Origin of the sequence: Parasphingomonas frigoris, from assembly GCF_036663815.1 — a bacterium.
In the GTDB taxonomy this organism is placed as follows: domain Bacteria; phylum Pseudomonadota; class Alphaproteobacteria; order Sphingomonadales; family Sphingomonadaceae; genus Sphingomonas.
Genome location: NZ_JAXOJQ010000007.1, coordinates 47862 through 63284, shown reverse-complemented (window position 1 = coordinate 63284; position 15423 = coordinate 47862). Strand labels below are relative to the sequence as shown.

Below are 15423 nucleotides of genomic sequence, written 5' to 3'. Positions count from 1 at the left end.
TCGATGTTTCGACGATCCTCCACACGCTACGGACAGACGCCCGAACCCGTGACTCCCTACCAGCGGGCAAGTCAGGTCTGGGACGATCGGATCGGATCGGCGCGCGTCCAGGCCAAGAACTGGCGTCTGGCCTTCTTCGGCTGCCTGGCTTTGTCCGGCGGCCTCGCCGGCGGCTTGGTGTGGCAGTCGGCGCGCGGCATTATCGTCCCCTGGGTGGTGCAAGTCGACACGCTCGGCGAGGCGCAGGCAGTCGCGCCGGCGCAAGCCGGCTATCAGCCAAGCGACCCGCAGATCGCATTCCACCTCGCGCGGTTCATCGAAAATGTGCGCACCATCCCCGCGGACCCGGTCGTGCTTCGGCAGGATTGGTTGCGCGCGTACGACTTCACGACCGACAAGGGTGCGCTCGTCCTCAACGACTATGCGCGCGGCAACGACCCGTTCGCCCAAGCCGGCAAGGTTCAGGTGGCGGTCGACGTATCGAGCGTGATCCGGGCGTCTCCAAACAGCTTCCGCGTCGCCTGGACCGAGCGCCGCTATCAGGACGGCGCGCTTGCCGACACGGCGCGCTGGTCGGCGATCCTAACGATCGCAATCCAGACGCCGCGCACGCCCGACGGCCTGCGCAAGAACCCCTTGGGCGTCTTTGTCGATGCCCTCAATTGGTCGAAGGAACTCAGCCAATGACAATCCTCAGAAATGCGGGGATGCCACTGCCCGCGATTGGCAGCCTGATTGCCGCAATCCTGTCGAGTGCCGCCGCGGCCTGCGAAGCGCAGACCACCCCGCCCTCCTCCCCGCGTGCGGCATCTTCCGCAACCGAAGCGCACACTACGGCTGTGACAGACTCTTTCACGAAACTGATCGTGCGGAAAGAGGCGGAGGTGCCGTCCAAACCGCCGAGCGCGAAGGTACGCGTCGGGAAGGCGAACGCGAGCGCGAGGATCGAACCCGATCGCGCGTCCTGGCTGAACGCGATCCAGCAATATCCCTATGCGGATGGCGCGCTGTATCAGGTCTATGCGGCGCCTGGTCGCGTCACCGACATCGCGCTGCAGACCGGCGAGGAATTGGTGGGCAGCGGACCGGTTGCGGCTGGCGACACCGTCCGCTGGATCATCGGCGATACCACCAGCGGTGTGGCTGCAAACAAGCAGGTCCATATCCTCGTAAAACCGACGCGCGCTGATCTCATGACTAACCTCGTCATCAACACCGACCGGCGTACCTATCATCTCGAGCTGAGGGCAACGCCGGCGACCTATATGGCCGCGATCTCGTGGAGCTATCCGCAGGACATGCTGATCGCGCTGAAAGCGAGCAAGGCCGAGGCCGAACGCGTCGCGCCAGTCGCCGCGGGCATCGACCCGGCACAGCTCAATTTCCGTTACCAGATCGAGGGTGACAAAGCCGTATGGCGTCCGGTGCGCGCTTTTGACGATGGTCGCCAAGCCTATGTCGAGTTCCCGGACGGGATCGCGACCTCGGATATGCCGCCGATCTTCGTGCTCGGTGCGGACGGCAATGCTGAGCTGGTGAACTACCGTGTGCAGGGCCGCTACATGGTGGTTGACCGGCTGTTCACGGCTGCCGAACTCCGGCTCGGGGGTAGGAAGCGCGCGCAGACGATCCGGATCGTCCGCGACGAGCTGCGGCGTCGGGGGCGGCCATGACCGATCCAGCCGAGGCAGCGTCTCCCGAGCAACCGGCGCGGGAAGATCCGGCCCCTGCCGACACCAGCGACGCGTTCCGCTTGCGAGGCGTGCCGCCACGCGTGACCCGTCTATCGCGCAAGGCCCTTGCGGTGCTCGGCGTTGCCGCAGGCGTGGGGATCGGCGGATCGCTGATCTATGCCCTGCAGCCGCATGGACCTGTGGCACCGCCGACGAATCTCTACAGCGCGGATCGAGCCCCCAAGGCCAATGCCGTGACGGCGGCCCCTGCCGACTATTCGAAAGTACCCAAATTGGGGCCACCGCTACCCGGGGACCTCGGACGGCCGATCCTCACCGCGCAGGCAAACGGCCAGATCGTCCCTGCCCCACCGATGGAAGCGTCCGCAGCACCCCCGCCCGACCCGCAGCGCGCACGCGCGGAACAGGCGCGCCAGCGAGCAGCCCAGGAGCGCGACACCGCCCGCACCAGCAGCCTATTCCTCGCAGGCGCCAGTGCCAGCATACCAGGCGGCGGCACGTCTGCAGCGCCCATTCCCAGCGCGTCGCCGACGACCGATGCTGGCGCTGCAGTTACGCCATCAGTCGCACCGCCCGCGACGGGCCAAGCGTCGAACCTCGCCTTCCTTCAAGTCGGCGCAAACAGGATGACGGGAAGCATCGAACGCGCGACGAGTTCGACATCGCCCTATGTGCTCCAGGCGGGCAGCATCATTCCGGCAGCGCTCATCACCGGCATCCGCTCCGACCTTCCCGGACAGATCACGGCGCAGGTGACGCAGAATGTCTACGACAGTCCGACCGGCAGGATCCTGCTCATCCCACAGGGCGCGCGGCTGACCGGCACGTACAGCAGCGAGATCGCGGCCGGGCAGAACCGCGTGCTGCTCGCGTGGGATCGCCTCATCCTGACTGGCGGACGCTCGATCCTGCTCGACCGCCAGCCTGGCGCGGATGCTGCTGGCATGGCGGGGTTGCAGGATCGGACCAACTACCACTGGGGCAATATGTTGAAGGCCGCTTTGGTTTCGACGCTGCTCGGCGTCGGGTCCGAGCTTGCTAGCGACAGCGATGACGCGCTCACACGGGCGCTGCGCTATGGAACCCAGGACACGATCAATCAAACGGGCCGGCAGTTGGTGCAGCGCGAGATGAATGTGCCGCCGACATTGACCATACGCCCCGGCTTTCCGCTGTGCGTGATCGTAACACGCGATCTGATCCTCGAATTGCAAAGTGCCACGCCATGACAAAACTGCGACTGGGCCGGATCGAAGATGAGAAGCCGGTCAAGCTGACGATCGAGTTGTCGGGCGCGGTACACCGCGATCTTGCGCGATATGCCGAAGCGCATTGCCGCGAGACCGGGATCGAACACCCACTGCCGGTCGAACGACTGATACCACCGATGGTCGAGCGGTTCATGGCAAGCGACCGAGCCTTCGCCCGACGGCGTCCGCTTTCTACAAATTGACGCCGACGATCTGCATTGATGCGTCGCCGCCATTCCCTTGTTATCCTAATATAATACAACAATATGATCGTGATCGCTGCCTGCAACGGCAGCGTGTGACCGGGCCTCTGACGCATATGTCCAGGCTTTAGCTAAAGGCGTCAGTGCGCGCTCCGCGCGCGCGTTTCCCAGCGCCCGGTCACTCTTTCCAAATATAATTTAAAGATCTTTGAAAGTGCTGGTCCGATTATAATCGGATTATAAAATAGATGCAGTGATCTGAGCGTCGTACATTTTCGACGCGACTATTGGAGTCGCGTTTAAAAGTGGAGACGATCATCATGACACAGTTCAACGAACAAAGCGAAGAACTCATCGATCTCGGCGCCGTCGCTGTCGAGACCAAGGGTCCAGCGGGTATCGTGCTCGACAGCGCCACCTCGCTGCAGCAGCCGTTCGGCATGACCGACGACTGACGGAGCCGGCGCGCGCGGCTCTGCCCGTGCGCGCCATCGTCGAACCACGATGCCCTATCGCATCCGCCCAGGACTCTCTTACTGCCTATGTGAGGGGCGCCCGATCTTCCTCGATGTCGATAGCGGACGCTATTCGACATTGCCGGAGGCTCTGTGCGGGCCCTTCAGCGCTCTCCTGTCGGGCGAAGACGAGATCGCGGTGAGCGCGATCGAACGCCTGCAAGCGCTTGGGGTTATCAAGAAAGGTGTGCCGACACCCGCCGCAATCGAGCTTCTACCCGCACCGACTCACGAACTGGCGGCAACGCGTGGACAGACCTGGCCGATCACCGCAGGCATTGCACAGACTGTATCGGCCTATCGTGTGCGCCACGTGCCCTTGCGCAAGCTTCTGGAGACAGAGGCAGGCCGTCGCGCCAGCAACCGATCAGCAGCGAACTGGGATCTCGGCCGCCTGCGGGGCGATTTCGACCGGATCGCGTCGCTGCTCGGGGAGGCAGATGCATGCTTTCCTCGATCGCTTGCGTTTCGACGGCTCGCTCTTCGTCACGGCTATCGCCCCGCAATGGTTTTCGGCGTGAAGATCGACCCTTTTGCGGCGCATTGCTGGGTGCAATCAGGGTCGCGGGTCGACAATGACAGCATCGAGCGTGTTCGGCTGTTCACGCCGATTCACATCCTGTGGTAGGTCTGCGCTACCTTATCGCTGTCGCCCGAGACGGGCGGCCCCTTCCGGCCGAGCTGGATGCCGTTCTCGCAAGGCTCGGCCTTCACGCCGTCAACGATGACCTCGGCTACCGGTTGTATCTTACCGTGCCCGATCGCTGGGCGCGGTTTGCCGATGGCCGCGGCGTCGTGGTTGGAGATCTTTTCGATCGCAGGGGCGAGATGGAGGCGACGTTTGATGGGCGGCGCGCAGAGCACGCGAGCGACCTCGACGGCATCCTGCAAAACTACTGGGGCGGGTACGTCGCGCTGCGCGACGGCCGGCGCGAATTTGCGGTGTTCCGGGATCCTTCGGGCGCGTTGCCTGCCTATCATCTTGCGCGCGACGATGGTTGGTATGTTGCCTCCGACGCACCGCTGCTCGTCGAAGCTGGTCTCTACGCACCGGTGATCGCGTGGCAGGAGGTCGCGTGGTTCTATTACACCAACGGGCTCCCCAGCGAGCGGACTGCTCTGGCGAGCCTTGAGCAGATCGTTCCCGGCGCGGTGCTGACGCTCAAACCTCGCGCCACATGCAGCCGCTTGCTCTGGTCGCCATGGCAGCATGTCGGCGGTACCGATCCAGGCGCATCGGCTTTGCGAGCGACGACGCTTCACTGCATTCGAGCGTGGCAGGCACGCTATGGCTCGGTCGTCGTCGGCGTATCCGGTGGACTGGATTCGTCGATCATCGCTTGCAGTCTTGATCGGAGAGGCGAGGTCAACGGTCTTACCATCTCCACCAGGGATGCATTGGGCGACGAAGCGTCATACGCGAGCTTGCTGTGCGAAGCGCTCGATATACTGCTCTTCTCTGGCCATTATGCTTCTGCGACCGTGGATCTTAGGCAGCCGGGGCTTGCCCATCGGCCAGTGCCGGGCGGAATGGCCCAGCTACAGGCGTACGATTCTGTCGTGATCGACTCGGTCGCGGCGCTCGGCGCCTCGACCTTCATGTCGGGTGTCGGCGGTGACAATGTCTTCAACCTCACGCGATCGGCGCGACCGCTGGTCGATCGTCTCTTGAGGGAGGGCCCGACATTTGGCGCACTGCGGACACTCCGGGATCTCTGCGACATTACGGGTGCCCATCCGATCGCGGTGATCCGCGAGGCAATGCGGGTACCATGGCGGGCCGGCCCAAAATATGCGTGGCCGACCGATCAGCGCTTCCTGGATCCCACTGTCGTGGAGAGCCTTGCCAATCGATCGCTCGATCACCCCTGGCTACGTCCGCCCAATGATTGCTTGCCGGGCAAGAACGCCCACGTCGCTACGATTGTGCGTGCCCATGCCTATCTCGAATGTCACGATCGGCGCTGGGGTTTCGCATCGGTACACCCGCTGATGTCGCAGCCGATCATCGAGCTCATGCTTGCCACGCCGAGCTGGGCGGCCTGTGAAAACGGGGTCGATCGTGCCCGCGCGCGGCAGGCCTTCGCCGACGGGCTGCCAGACACCATTCTTCAGCGCCGACTGAAAGGCGGGCCTGACGGCTTCGCTCTCAAACTGTTGCGAACGCAGCTCCCCGCGATCCGCGAAATCTTACTGGACGGTCGGCTGGTCCGAGAGGGGGTGATCGATCGCCAATCCCTCGAACTGGCGCTGAACGAGCAAAATTTGCTGCAAGGCCGTGATTACACGCGCCTTCTTCAGCTGCTAGACACAGAGGCGTGGGCACAACATTGGCTGTCGATGCTGCACGCCTAGTGGCCCGCTTTCCGCATGGCTGCCCAACGCTGCGCCTCGGAACGACGGCGCGGATCGTCGGGCAATTGCCCACGAAGCCAGAACGTGAACCAGTCGAGGCCGCGCTCATATGCCGCCAGTTTGTGCGCTGGCTGCCATTTGATGTGATATTCACCAGGGAAGACGAACAGGTCCACCGGCTTTCCGGCCTCGCGAAGCGCAGTGGCGCTTTCCACCGCTATGCGAAACTCGTCATCAGCAGCTTCGAACAGCAACGGGAATCGCACGTCGCGCGCATTTCGGACCAGCGACATCCGCTGCCAGAAGGACGGCGCATCGGCGGTGATGCCGGGCCAGCCGATTGCTATGAGACGCTTGGTGAAGGCCGGTCCGAGCCAAGCGGCCTGTTCCGGCTCCCAGCAGCAGCCGCTTGCGATCCCAGCCACGAATCTGGTGCTGTTGAGCGCCGCAAACTGGACGGTCGAAGACCCGTCGCTCAGACCCGTGATACCGACCGCGCGAGGATCGACGATCCCGCGTGCCACCAACGAATCCACGCCCTGCTCAATCACCGAGAGCACGTTGCGACGGTCGGAGAACGCGATCAAATTGCGGCGATCGAGATCGATGGCGTCGGTCGCGGGCCCCATGCTTCCGGCAGGCGCCGGGCGTTGTACGCTCAGCACCGCAAAACCATGATTGGCGAAGAGCTGGATCGGAAATTCGTCGCCGGTGCCGCCGCGCAAGAACCCGCGCGACTGATATTGGACGACGACAAGCGGATAGCGGCGGCCACGCTGATATTCGGTCGGCAGCACAATGTTCGCGAACGCGGGAATGCCGAGGCTACTGGTCAGATGGATGCGCTCGACGGCGCCCAAAGTGAGCCGCGCAAATTCCGGGTTTGGATCGAGGATTTCACGCAAACCCGCATGCGCTACGTTCAGTTCGACGAGATGCCGTGGCCGCAGTGATGTCTCCCGCAGGCAGATCAATTCGTCAGCAGTGCGCGGCTGGCAGTCGGCCAGCATTGCGTCGGTTGCGTAGAGACGCCGGGGCAGATCGGTCCCCGGAACCCATTCGTAAATGGCGGTCGACAATCGTGCCCAGCCCTCGCGGCGCAGGTATCGCACGGCCTTCCCCGCCATCCAAAGTGGCCCAAAGCTACTCTCGCAGAGCGCAGCTCGGCAACTGACCGGTGCCGTTGCATCGCAGGTCATATCGATCTGTGTGGCTGCCAGGACGCCACTGCCGCGTGCAGATCGGGACAACGCGCATCGTGGTCGTGCGGGCGTGGACTCGCGATTGGGTGGAGCGACGAAGAGTGCAATCTCCGCAGCATCGGCGACGTGTTCGGCGCGCGTGACGACGTCGTAGGCGGCGTATCGTGTCTCGCTCCTCGGCAGGATTGGAACGCTCGACCGCATGGGTACGAAGCGCCCGTCATAATGATAGCCAATCCGGCTCTCATCGTTCGATGCCGTTGGCAGTGCCGAAATTCGAACGACGATCCGCCCGCTGTCGACGATCCGAAAATCCGCAACGTCAAGATCTGCCGGCGTGATCGCGCTGCTTCGACCACTCCCCATATCCGCGCGCCAGACCTGATTGGCACCGCGAACTCGCTTGAGGAAGCCAAACCATTGACCGGTCGGCGCCCATCGCGGTGTGACGGCGGCGGCGGTGCCGATCGCGGTCTGAGGCGAGGTCGAGGCGCCGTCGGGCGCGAGCAGAAATTCGCCACCGGTGTCGATGAAGCGCGCGACTCCCCCTGCTTCGAGAGGCTGGACCACCATCGCCAGACAATAGCGATTGTCCTCGGGATCGCCTTGCCGCAGCTGGAAGGCGAGCCATTTCCCATCTGGTGAGATCGCCATCACATGGGCGGATGGACTGTCATCGCCGACTGGTCCGATATCGCGCAGCCGCACCAGATCCTCAGCGATCAGCTTTCGCTTGGCAGCAGGCAGCGGAGTGCTGCGCCAATCAAGGCTATGACAGGAGGCGTTCGCCTGCGTTGGAGCCAGCGACGGCAGCAGCACTGCTGCCGTCAGCCATAGGAGAGAGAAGCGCATCGATCACCAGCGCTTGGCGACGGTGATGGACAGAGCACGGCCGACCGCCGAATAATTGGTCGAATCATAGGTCGGGTCGACCACGGCGGACTGGCGGATCAGCGCTGGCTTCTCGTTGAAGAGATTGGTCGCGGCGATCGTGAACTCGATGTTGCGCAAGATGCCATTGGTATCGGCGAGCGCAAAGTGCGCAGCCACATCGACCGAAGTAAAAGATCCGACATGGGTGAAGGGCAGCGCACGTTGATCATCGACGCCGCCAATGTAGTTGATGAAAGCGGAAAGCGACGCGGTATCGCTGTCCAAGGTTGCGCCGCCACGCGCGCGCCAGTGCGGTGGCATGAAAATGACGCCAGCGGTCGGAGTGCTCGGCTGCCCGGCAAGCAGGCGACGGTCGCTCTCGAGATAACTGCCGGCTGCGTTGAGCAGCAGGCGATTTCCAGCGGACAGGTCTAAACGATATTGCGCCGACAGGTCGACGCCCTCAATCGCCTGAAATGCGGTATTCTGGGAACGGGCGTCTACCACGGCGTAGACCGTAGTCGGGTCATAGGGTTTGCCCGTGACATTCTGCAGTCCGAAAGCGCCTACGGTGGGAGCGATCAGCGCATCAAGCTGTGCCGGCGTCGGGCTGATCGTGATCAGCGTGCTGTAAAGCGGATTGCTGAACAGCCCTAGGACCGACGTGATCGGGTTCACGACGCGGTTGCGATAGCGTATGTTGAAATAGTTCGCTTCCAGCTTCAGCGCTGGGATCGACGGAGGCTCATAGGCGAGTGAGAGGTTCCAATTTGTCGACCGTTCGGGCTTCAGATCCGGGTTGCCGCCTGCAAGGTAGAGGACTGGACTGCTGGCGATCGCGCCTGTGCCGCCAAGCGATGCGGCCGGCAGGAGGATCGCCTGATAGACCTTGTAGCGCTGGTAGAAGGTGGGCGCCTTGAACGACTTGCCCCAGCCACCCTTGACCGTGGTCGACGGGATAGGACGGTAGACTAGACCGAGCTTGGGCGAGGCGACGTCGGCAAGACCTTCGTAGCGTTCATAGCGAACCGCGGCCGAGAGCTGCAGGAAGTCGGCGAAGGCGGTGCGATTGGCTTTGCCAAAGATGGGAAGCGAGAGTTCGCCATAGGCGAAAGCCACATTCTCCGGATGGTCGATGTTGAGGAGGTTCGTGGTCGAGCCAGCCGCCGTGATGCTCGATTTAGCGCTCAGGGAAAACGCGCGATACCCCGCGCCAGCCGCCAAGCCCAGGTTACCGCCGGGCAACGCGAGCAGCGAGCCGTCGCCGCGGAGCTCGATCGCGTGAAGGCGATTGTCGTAGAACCCACCGGTTGTCGAGGAGATCGCGCGCGCGACGTAATTCTGGGAGGCAATGTTGGTCTGGCTGCGACCAATCGTGCCGGAGAGTTCGAGCCGCCAGTCGCTCGGAAGCTGGAGCTTGAGTGTCGGGGTGAGCGACCAGCTCGCGACTCTCATCTGGAAAAGCGCGCCGTTGGTCCGGGCGTTCGACATGGTGGTTGACGGGAACGACATGTCGCTGGTGCGGCGGCTATACTGTCCGTCGAGGTCGAACGTCAGCGCCGATGACAGTTGCTGGTGCCCGCTTAGAACGCCGCTGACCTGCTGCTGCGCGGGGATAAGGCTGGTCGAGCCATCGATCGTCTGGGTGTAGGACCGGTCGCGCGCAAACAGCGTGCTCGAGCGGTTGTAATCACCGGCGATCATGACGCCCCCGCCCTGCCACTTGCCGCCGGTGACGAGATTATAGTCCTGCTGGAAATCACCGCCATCGGTAGTCCCGGCGATCCGGGCCGAGGTCCACAGGCCCTGATAGTCCTTGCGCAAGAGGACGTTGGCGACGCCCCCAACCGCGTCGGAACCGTAGAGGGCCGAGGAGCCGTCCGCGACGATCTCGATGCGATCGAGAGCTGCCAGTGGGATCGCCGAAATATCGACACCCTGAATCGCGCCGTCGTACGCAACGCGGTGCCCGTTGATGAGGGTTAGCGTCGCGTCGGGTCCGAGGCCGCGCAGATTGAGCGCAGAGGTCGAGCCGACATTCTCGTTCCCGCCCTGAACGCCGCCGCCAGCGATGCCGGGGTTTTGGCCGCCGCCGAAATTCTGCGGCAGGTCGCGGATATACTCGCCGAGGCTCGACCGCCCGCTTCTCTCGATCTCGTCGCGCGTTGCACTGATGACGGGCGAAGACGGTTCGCTATGGCGAATATGGGTTCCGGTCACGACGATATCGGTCTGGTCGTTTGCCGCATCCGTAGCAGCCGGAACCGCGGATCGCCCCCGGATGATGACCGCGCCATTCGTAAAGGTTGCCGTCAGGCCAGTGGCGCCAAGCAGCCGGCTGATCGCGTCGTTGACGGTCAGGTCGCCCCGGATCGCCGGGACCCGGAACCCAGCAACGTCGGATGGGGAAAACATGACTTCGACATGAGCGATCCGGCCGACATCCCTTAGGGCGGTGCCGAGTTCTTGAGCCGGCAGATCATAATGCGCGATGGCTGGCGCCCGCGCGATTCCAGGGGTGGCAATGGCAATAAGCGCCGTACCCGCCAACGTCGCCACAAAGATTCTGGAATTCATGCTTGGTCCCCCCATGTGATTTGAGGGGGTGACGTCGTGTGTGGCCGACCGAGTAGTTCTCCAACAAAATGTTTTGTATCACCGCCGAAGCTGGATAGCGTCGTTCCGGATCTCGACGTGAAGATCGAACAGGGTCGCCAGATTTTTTGCGAGGCGCTCGCGATCTGCAAGATCGAAACGCCCTGACACGCGCAATTGCTGCAACGCCGGATCGCTCGCTACGATCGGCAAGCCCGCCCCCTGGTTGCCGTGATCGAGAAGATACTTGAGTGAAACATTGTCGAAGTCGACTGCCCGATCGGTCCACTGCAGATCGGCCGTGCGCGTCGTTGCAGATGTGCCAAGCAGCGTGCCGCCGACATACCCGGCCGTTTCCCCGGCCGCGAGCCGCAGGACGAGGGCGCCGCCGCTTCGGGAGGAAGCGATATCGACCGCCGGTACGACATCGACAGAGCCTCGTATCAGAGCGACGGCGACTCGCCCCTGCGGGCTGAGCGCTACATCAAAGATTGTGCCGCGTGCGGTCACTGAGCCACCGCCAGCGAAGACGGTGAAAGGCCGACCATCATGTGCGACTTCGAAACGCGCGCGACCGCGCAGCAGCGTTACGTGCCGCGCGTCGTGCGCAAATGCGACTTGGATCGCGCTGGCGCTGTCGATGGTAATAACCGATCCGTCCTCTAAGCCGACCGTGTCGATCGAGGCAGCGGGTGCGGCTATCCGCCGCGCTTGCGTGACACTATGGCTTGCGCGCGTGGCCAAAGCTTTTCGCGCGCCAGCTATCCCCGCGGACGGCAACGATCGCTGGAAACTGGGCAGGAGCACGATTAATGCCAGCATGGCGACGGCAAGCGTCACTACTGCAGCCACGGTAGGCACTGAGCGACGGCGGACCAGCGCCGGCCGCGCAGCATATAGCTGCGATCCACGAAGCACACGGGCATCTTCAAAGCGATGCGTCATGCGTCGATATGCGAGGTCATGTCGCGGGTCAGCTGCCAGCCAGCGCTCGAGATTCCTCTGCAAGCGTGGAGATTGGTGACGTTCAAGGCGCACAATCCAAGCGGCCGCTGCCGCACGGATGCGATCTGTCTCGGGATCCGGCTTCGTTTGATCAGTCATCATGGTTAAGCGTTTGGTCGAGATGCGTGAGGGCGCGTTTCATATGATATTGAACCGTCCAGAACGTGATGCCCAAACGCTTTGCGATCTGTGGATAGGTCAGGTCGTCGGCGCGATGGAGCAGAAAAACCATTCGCGTGCGTTCGGGCAAGGCGGCGATAGCGTCTTCATAGCGCCGCAGTGTATCGCGCTCGTCTAAGGCACCTTCTTGGTCCGGGGATGTCGCGGCATCCCACTCCTCCAGCGGAACGAAAACACCTTGCGACTGTGGCCTGCGAGCGCGATCAATCAGTAGGTTCCGCGCGATCCGCTGCAGATAGGCTGCCGGATTTAAAAGATTTGGTACCGGTTCCGCGCTGGCGAACCGCACGAACGTGTCCTGCACGAGATCGGGGGCACTATGACTATCACCGGTCCTCCGTTGGAAATACCGCAATAGTCGCGGCCCTTCCGCCACGTACAATTCTTCCATTGTTGCGTCTGACGCACAGGCGTCGGGCGGCTGAGCGCGAAGCACATTGCGGGCAGTAGAGGGCACCGGCGGTCTCGAGAAGGCAACACCAAGTCGGCCGGGATAAACCAGCCTCGTTGACTCCAGTGCTATGCCGTCGTCCAAGCGTCAAAAGACGCCCTTGACCGGTGCGGCCGCCCGTCCCTTGCGGACCGGCGCTCATGATGCTTGGCGGATATCTCCACGCTGCAACAGCCAAAATTCCGCAACGCCCAAGTATGATGCCGATACATTCGTTTGGTAGCAAGAGGACTTGCGACGCGAACAGGCTGATGCCGCGATAGTGTCAACGTCGACGCCCGCTTTTTTTACGGGTGGAGAACGCCGCATGTTTGCAGTGAGAGCTTTCTCCAAATCGTGAGCCGGGTCGCAAGCCCCAAGGGGGCCCGCTAGCACCGGTGAAATCGGTGACATCTAGGGCGGATGCACTTCGGTAATATGGGTGGATTGCGGTCGGGCCGCTTTCGGGCGCCCTTCGCCGTAACCGGCCGTTCATTCATGCCGGAGGCGGGGGGGGCACGAGGGCAAATAACACCTCGGCCACCTTCAGGCGGCAAGACCGGTAGGGAAACGTCCGTTCAGGTGCCAATGGGTCCGATTTGGTGGAGAGCACCCAGTCGCATTCGGAGCGCGGCAGGTCGGAAACCTTGTTGTCAACGAGAACAGGGAGATGCCGCTCGACCGGCGCAGGTTTTAGCCGTGATGCTGACTGGTATCTTAGAACCACCAAAGCGATTTAGCAAAAGAGGTTGACGACGATCGCGGCAGCTCCGCCCTACTTATTCCTTGGCCCAGCATACATCACCAATCAATCGGCGCTTGCAACGTCAATATTTATTAGGCGGGATTGCTCTATATCAACATTCGTCAAATCCGATAACGTACAAAGGGCCTGCCACATGGCAATACAAACCATGCGAAGCAAAGCGCCGCTAAGTCGTATTCTGTCAAATTATAGATGGGTATCCAGATGTCTGAAGTCGAAATGGCCAACGATGAGGGCGCTGATCCGTCGTCTGATCTGAAGGCACAGAACCCTGGCGAAACAACGATTGCCGATCAGGTGTCGCAGGACGATCCTAAAAAGGCTGAGAAACTCACAAAAGCTGGCCGTGACATCGACCCCGACGAGGGCAGCGATTAAAACGCTCTGCCATAGGAAGATTTGATCGGTAAACTCCAAGCTGGACATAGGTCGGCTACTGTCTCCGAATAAGGTGCTTTCGAAGTCAAAGCCGGCCGCAGCCGTTATCTGCGGAGTTTGCTCGTTGCCGGTACGGTGTCAGTCATAGAGTGATGCTTTGTCAAAGCTGCGAACCGAGCTTCCTGCGATAACGCGGTTCAGCGATTTATCAGGGGTGCTGCTACCGGCTGATGTGACCCACTCAGATTACTTCGGTTCGACCACCAAGGGGAGAATTCGCGTAATCGGCGAGCAATGCAGCGGCGTCATCATAAATTGCAATCGCGCCTGCTCCGCTTAGGACCTCGTCGGAAAACCTGCCGGATCGTAACGCCACCGCTGCGATCCCGCATTTCCGCGCAGCTTCGACATCGTAGGGTGTGTCGCCGACGACCAATACCTCGCTGGCTGCAATGCCCGGCAGCTTGGCAAGTGCGGTTACGAAGATGTCGGGGCCGGGCTTGGTCCGCTCGACATCGTCGCTGCTCGTGGTCGCACTCACAAGTTCGGTCGCATCGAGCACATCGAGATAATGCGCGAGATCGGCCGCAGAAGCCGAAGATGCGAGCACGACATGTTGGCCGAGCGCGTGAGCGTGCGCGAGAAGGTCGTGCGCGGAACCGAAAGGCTTCGCGTCGCTTCGGTATTTTGCCTTGAAGATCCGGCCTTGCACCTTGCCGAGATTTTCCTGCGCATCCTTGGGAAGGTCAGGTAGAAGCGTCGGGACCAGCATGTCGGCGCCTTTGCCGATCTGATCGTGTAGCGCTTGGCGGTCGAATTGCGCTCCGATCTCGGTAAACGCTTCTTCCCAAGCAAGGACATGGAAGTCGTTGCTGTCGATCAACGTGCCGTCGATATCGAAAAGGATCGCCTTGATCTGCATCGCTGCGAGGCTATGGCTCTGTTGCATACTATGGTTTCCGTCGGGCCGCGTGTGCAGGACGCTGTCCCGTGGCGGCATATGCTACGGTCCCGCATCATCAACGATCGGAATCCCTGCAAGCTCCTTGTCGCTAGTAATAATCCGGACTTTTCATTAGTTTCCCCACCTATTGGCGACGAAGGAGGCAGCCCAATCCCGGTGGCCGAATTTCGCCAATACAGCGATGGCGATTAGCCCATGCTGCATCACCGTCTTACCGCCACTGAGAAACCTTAATCAGCGGAGCGAGTTGAAAAGCTTATGCCGCTTTCAACTATCCCCTACGCCATCGTCGTTGAAGATGATCCGATCATCATGATGGAGACGGTGCTTATCCTCGAGGATGCCGGCTTTCGGGTGTACGAAAGTTTCGACGGCGATGAAGCGATCGTGCATCTGGCGACGCATTGGGAAAGCACCGTGTTGTTGTTCTCCGACGTGGATATGCCTGGGACGATCGACGGGTTTGCTCTCGCGCGGCACGTCGCTGAGCATTGGCCGCTGATCGAGATCGTTATTGCCTCGGGCCACACCCTTCCGGCTGACGGCGACATGCCCAAAAAAGCAACGTTCATTACCAAGCCATTCAACCAGCGAATGGTGCACGAGCACCTCAATAAAATTCTGCCGGATGACAAGAAGCCCGAGCCATTGAAGAAAGCCGTCTAGCTGAGTGACGCGAGACTATCGCTCCACACTTTCGCCCAGATCTTCACTCGCTGCGCGTAACGCCGAGGCCTTAGCAGCGATACGTTCATCGCGCGTAGCAAGTGCGGCATACGCATCCGCCGATCGCTGTTCCCGAAGACGCACGTTGTCCAGTGTCGCCGAGTTCGCCGCCACCTGAGCTAGTTCTGCGTTTTCGCGGTTCGATTTGAAAGTCATGGCTATGGTTTCCTTACGTAGGCGTGGACTGAAGGCCGCCTTGCAGGATGCTTGGCAGACGGGCTGATTGCCGCTCTTTGAGCGGAGCATTGATGTCAGACGAGATTATAGAGCCAGCGGGCGAACGAGCC

At 61.8% G+C, this 15423-nt stretch carries 15 protein-coding genes and 1 pseudogene; 9 read left to right on the top strand and 7 right to left on the bottom strand.

Annotated elements, in window-relative coordinates:
* Positions 1 to 3 precede the first annotated feature (3 nt).
* The 7 genes from trbF (at position 4) to U1872_RS18640 (ending at position 6017) form a co-directional block, all read left to right on the top strand.
* Positions 4 to 687, top strand: coding sequence for a conjugal transfer protein TrbF (gene trbF / locus U1872_RS18670; protein ID WP_332794432.1), 684 nt, complete (start codon positions 4 to 6; stop codon positions 685 to 687).
* Positions 684 to 1673, top strand: a complete 990-nt coding sequence (trbG, locus tag U1872_RS18665) for a P-type conjugative transfer protein TrbG (RefSeq protein ID WP_332794431.1) — start codon at positions 684 to 686, stop codon at positions 1671 to 1673. The genes trbF and trbG overlap by 4 nt, the downstream gene beginning before the upstream one ends.
* Complete coding sequence (locus U1872_RS18660) at positions 1670 to 2923, top strand: TraB/TrbI/VirB10 family type IV secretion system protein (protein WP_332794430.1); 1254 nt, start codon at positions 1670 to 1672, stop codon at positions 2921 to 2923. The genes trbG and U1872_RS18660 overlap by 4 nt, the downstream gene beginning before the upstream one ends.
* Positions 2920 to 3147, top strand: coding sequence for a DUF2274 domain-containing protein (locus U1872_RS18655; RefSeq protein ID WP_332794429.1), 228 nt, complete (start codon positions 2920 to 2922; stop codon positions 3145 to 3147). The genes U1872_RS18660 and U1872_RS18655 overlap by 4 nt, the downstream gene beginning before the upstream one ends.
* Before the next feature lie 305 nt (positions 3148 to 3452).
* Positions 3453 to 3602: a benenodin family lasso peptide gene (locus U1872_RS18650; protein WP_332794428.1), complete on the top strand. Its 150-nt coding sequence runs from the start codon at positions 3453 to 3455 to the stop codon at positions 3600 to 3602.
* A gap of 49 nt (positions 3603 to 3651) precedes the next feature.
* Complete coding sequence (locus U1872_RS18645; protein ID WP_332794427.1) at positions 3652 to 4290, top strand: lasso peptide biosynthesis B2 protein; 639 nt, start codon at positions 3652 to 3654, stop codon at positions 4288 to 4290.
* Entirely contained in the window at positions 4284 to 6017 is a 1734-nt protein-coding gene (locus tag U1872_RS18640; protein ID WP_332794426.1) for an asparagine synthase-related protein, read from the top strand. The genes U1872_RS18645 and U1872_RS18640 overlap by 7 nt, the downstream gene beginning before the upstream one ends.
* On the opposite strand, the gene U1872_RS18635 is transcribed toward U1872_RS18640, so the two are convergent.
* The 5 genes and pseudogenes from U1872_RS18635 to U1872_RS18620 form a co-directional block, all read right to left on the bottom strand.
* Positions 6014 to 8071 (bottom strand): Atxe2 family lasso peptide isopeptidase, encoded by a 2058-nt coding sequence (locus U1872_RS18635; RefSeq protein WP_332794425.1) that lies wholly within the window; start codon positions 8069 to 8071, stop codon positions 6014 to 6016. The two genes, U1872_RS18640 and U1872_RS18635, sit on opposite strands and share 4 nt — an antisense overlap.
* Before the next feature lie 3 nt (positions 8072 to 8074).
* Entirely contained in the window at positions 8075 to 10507 is a 2433-nt protein-coding gene (locus U1872_RS18630; RefSeq protein ID WP_332794424.1) for a TonB-dependent receptor domain-containing protein, read from the bottom strand.
* A gap of 240 nt (positions 10508 to 10747) precedes the next feature.
* Positions 10748 to 11527 (bottom strand): FecR family protein, encoded by a 780-nt coding sequence (locus U1872_RS18625; RefSeq protein ID WP_332794423.1) that lies wholly within the window; start codon positions 11525 to 11527, stop codon positions 10748 to 10750.
* A 114-nt stretch (positions 11528 to 11641) separates the two neighbouring features.
* A pseudogene (locus U1872_RS22895) lies at positions 11642 to 11791 on the bottom strand (DUF4880 domain-containing protein); the annotation flags it as partial.
* Positions 11784 to 12263, bottom strand: a complete 480-nt coding sequence (locus tag U1872_RS18620) for an RNA polymerase sigma factor (protein WP_332794422.1) — start codon at positions 12261 to 12263, stop codon at positions 11784 to 11786. The gene U1872_RS18620 and the pseudogene U1872_RS22895, both read right to left, overlap by 8 nt.
* A 1009-nt stretch (positions 12264 to 13272) precedes the next feature.
* Between U1872_RS18620 and U1872_RS18615 the strand changes: the two genes are divergently transcribed.
* Positions 13273 to 13446, top strand: coding sequence for a hypothetical protein (locus U1872_RS18615; protein WP_332794421.1), 174 nt, complete (start codon positions 13273 to 13275; stop codon positions 13444 to 13446).
* Positions 13447 to 13687: 241 nt separating this feature from the next.
* Here the strand turns inward: U1872_RS18615 and U1872_RS18610 are convergent, their stop codons facing one another.
* Positions 13688 to 14368: an HAD family hydrolase gene (locus U1872_RS18610; RefSeq protein WP_332794420.1), complete on the bottom strand. Its 681-nt coding sequence runs from the start codon at positions 14366 to 14368 to the stop codon at positions 13688 to 13690.
* A gap of 300 nt (positions 14369 to 14668) precedes the next feature.
* On the opposite strand from U1872_RS18610, the gene U1872_RS18605 reads away from it, so the two are divergent.
* On the top strand, positions 14669 to 15076 hold the full coding sequence (locus U1872_RS18605) for a response regulator (RefSeq protein ID WP_332794419.1): 408 nt from the start codon (positions 14669 to 14671) through the stop codon (positions 15074 to 15076).
* A gap of 15 nt (positions 15077 to 15091) precedes the next feature.
* On the opposite strand, the gene U1872_RS18600 is transcribed toward U1872_RS18605, so the two are convergent.
* On the bottom strand, positions 15092 to 15292 hold the full coding sequence (locus U1872_RS18600) for a hypothetical protein (RefSeq protein ID WP_332794418.1): 201 nt from the start codon (positions 15290 to 15292) through the stop codon (positions 15092 to 15094).
* Positions 15293 to 15423: the final 131 nt, after the last annotated feature.